At 36.1% G+C, this 2,401-nt stretch carries 2 protein-coding genes and 1 other annotated feature; of the genes, one reads left to right on the plus strand and one right to left on the minus strand.

Annotation, left to right across the window (positions count from 1 at the left end):
- The first annotated feature begins 169 nt into the window (after positions 1-169).
- Positions 170-401: a binding site (T-box leader), on the plus strand.
- A 53-nt stretch (positions 402-454) separates the two neighbouring features.
- Positions 455-1,666: a threonine--tRNA ligase gene (thrS, locus tag J7E77_RS04765; RefSeq protein ID WP_214712764.1), complete on the plus strand. Its 1,212-nt coding sequence runs from the start codon at positions 455-457 to the stop codon at positions 1,664-1,666.
- Positions 1,667-1,987: 321 nt separating this feature from the next.
- Here thrS and J7E77_RS04770 read toward each other — a convergent pair whose 3' ends face one another.
- The gene (locus J7E77_RS04770) at positions 1,988-2,278 is read right to left on the minus strand and encodes a hypothetical protein (protein ID WP_214712765.1); all 291 of its coding nucleotides are present in this window, start codon (positions 2,276-2,278) and stop codon (positions 1,988-1,990) included.
- Positions 2,279-2,401: the final 123 nt, after the last annotated feature.

A 2,401-nucleotide genomic window follows, 5' to 3' on the forward strand; every position in this document is an offset into this window, starting at 1 on the left:
GAGCTATTATAGGGAAATGTATATTCAAAGTATCTATAATCGGTAAATCCGTTATCTTTTTTGAGCATAAAGCATTCTTAATTGTGTTTTATGGAATCAGGGTGGAATCACGACCACACTCGTCCCTATTATTGGGATGAGTGTGGTCTTTTTTTATACAAAATTAAATAGTTAGGCGTTGAAAAGGACATGAATCATTCTTCGTTTTCTTATCAGAGAACAGGGTCATTGGCTGGAAGCCCTGAAGAAAAGTGAATGATTTACCACCTTGGAGCTATTATAGGGAAATGTATCATTCAAAGTATCTATAATCGGTAAATCCGTTATCTTTTTGAGCATAAAGCATTCTTAATTGTGTTTTATGGAATCAGGGTGGAATCACGACCACACTCGTCCCTATTATTGGGATGAGTGTGGTCTTTTTTAATACAACTTAAAATCAGGAGGAATAAAAATGTCTAATCAACTGGAAGCAGAAAAAAGAAATCATCGAAAGCTAGGTCAAGAGTTAGAACTGTTCACTTCAATGGATGAGGCTCCAGGAATGCCTTTTTTCTTACCAAATGGATTGGTGATTCGGAATGAACTTGAAAATTTATGGAGAAAGAAACACAAAAAGGCAGGCTATCAAGAAATTAAAACACCCATTATGTTGAAACAGGAACTTTGGGAACAATCAGGTCATTGGGATCATTATCATGAAAATATGTATTTTTCCAATGTGGATGAACAAAATTATGCCATTAAGCCAATGAACTGTCCTGGTGCTATATTAATTTTCAACAGCAAACGAAGAAGCTATCGAGAATTACCTATCCGTTTTGCAGAACTTGGATTAGTTCACAGACATGAACTTTCGGGTTCTTTAAATGGACTTTTAAGAGTGCGTTCCTTTACTCAAGACGATGCACATTTATTTGTTCGAGTTGACCAGATTGAGTCCGAAATTGATAAAGTTCTTGAGTTAGTAGATGAGTTTTACTCCCACTTTGGTTTTGAATATAAAGTAGAGCTTTCTACGAGACCAGAAGAGTACATGGGTTCCGAAGAAATCTGGGGTAAAGCTGAATTAGCGTTGGAATCTGTTTTGAAGAGTAAAGGAGTTAATTACCAGATTAATCCTGGTGATGGGGCATTTTATGGTCCGAAAATAGATTTTCATATTTTAGATTCACTTGGAAGAAGCTGGCAATGTGGTACAGTCCAATTGGATTTTCAAATGCCTCAAAAGTTTAATTGTGCTTATGTAGGTGAAGATAATAAACTTCATCTTCCCGTTTTGATTCATAGAGCCATCTATGGTTCCGTAGAGCGTTTTATGGCAATTTTAATTGAACATTTTGCTGGGGAGTTTCCACTTTGGCTGGCACCTGTTCAAGCAAAAATAATACCTATTTCTGATTCACACGCAGTTTTTGCAAATGAAGTGAAATCCCAATTGGAATCAGCAGGATTGCGTGTGGAAGTCGATTATAGGGCTGAGAAGATGAGATTGAAGATTAGAGAAGCTGAAAAACAAAAGATTCCTTACATGCTTGTTATCGGTGATAAAGAGATGGAGAACCAATCCTTGGCGTTAAGAAAGCGAAAAGAGGGAAACCTTGGTGTGATGAGTATACAAGAAACAATTGAACGGTTCATTAAAGAAATTAACAGTAGTAGATAAACTCCATTCAAAGCCCGAAAGGATTATATTCCTTTTGGGCTTTCCCTTAAAAGTACCCCAAAGATTGGAATACCTTGTTAAACTAACCTGCCCGTTAGCCATCCATGCAGCACAAAATCAGTGCTGCACCACAGAGAATGAAAATGGGTAGGAAGTGTCAATACTGATACTGACCTTAATCCAGTCAACCCTAATCCATAGACTTATTAATTATCGCTCTCCTCTTTTTTTTAACGATTGAGCAGGGTCTTTTTAAGTTTTGTCATTTTTCTTATCTTGAAGAAACTTATTTTCATGGTAGTTCAACAAGAACTAATTGATCTAGAACATTCCTGCATCTGTTTCTTTTCTGTTTGGAAAATCCTCTTTTACGGCATCACTACCTTTTAGGTGTATTGTACCGTGAATCCCCTCAACTTTTTTCTTATCAACTCTCCTCGAATAGAACAAAGACCAAAAATCCTCATGGTCTTCTAAATATGGAAAATCCGAGGTAAAAGCAACATCAGTACCATTTGGAAAAATTATATTAAATTGCTCTTCATTTATATTATAGATTTCAAAAACACTATTAATTGCCCCATCAATAATTTGTACATTATATCTATTCATCTTTATTCCTCCCATACTCCAACTTCTTACCCAATATTTCACTTCTCATATACAAAAATCCGTCTTCAACTCCCTCAGTTTAATACGATTTACTCGCGAAGACTCGCTTATTCGCAGGATTTC

The sequence above is a fragment of the Bacillus sp. ISL-77 genome (assembly GCF_018613105.1).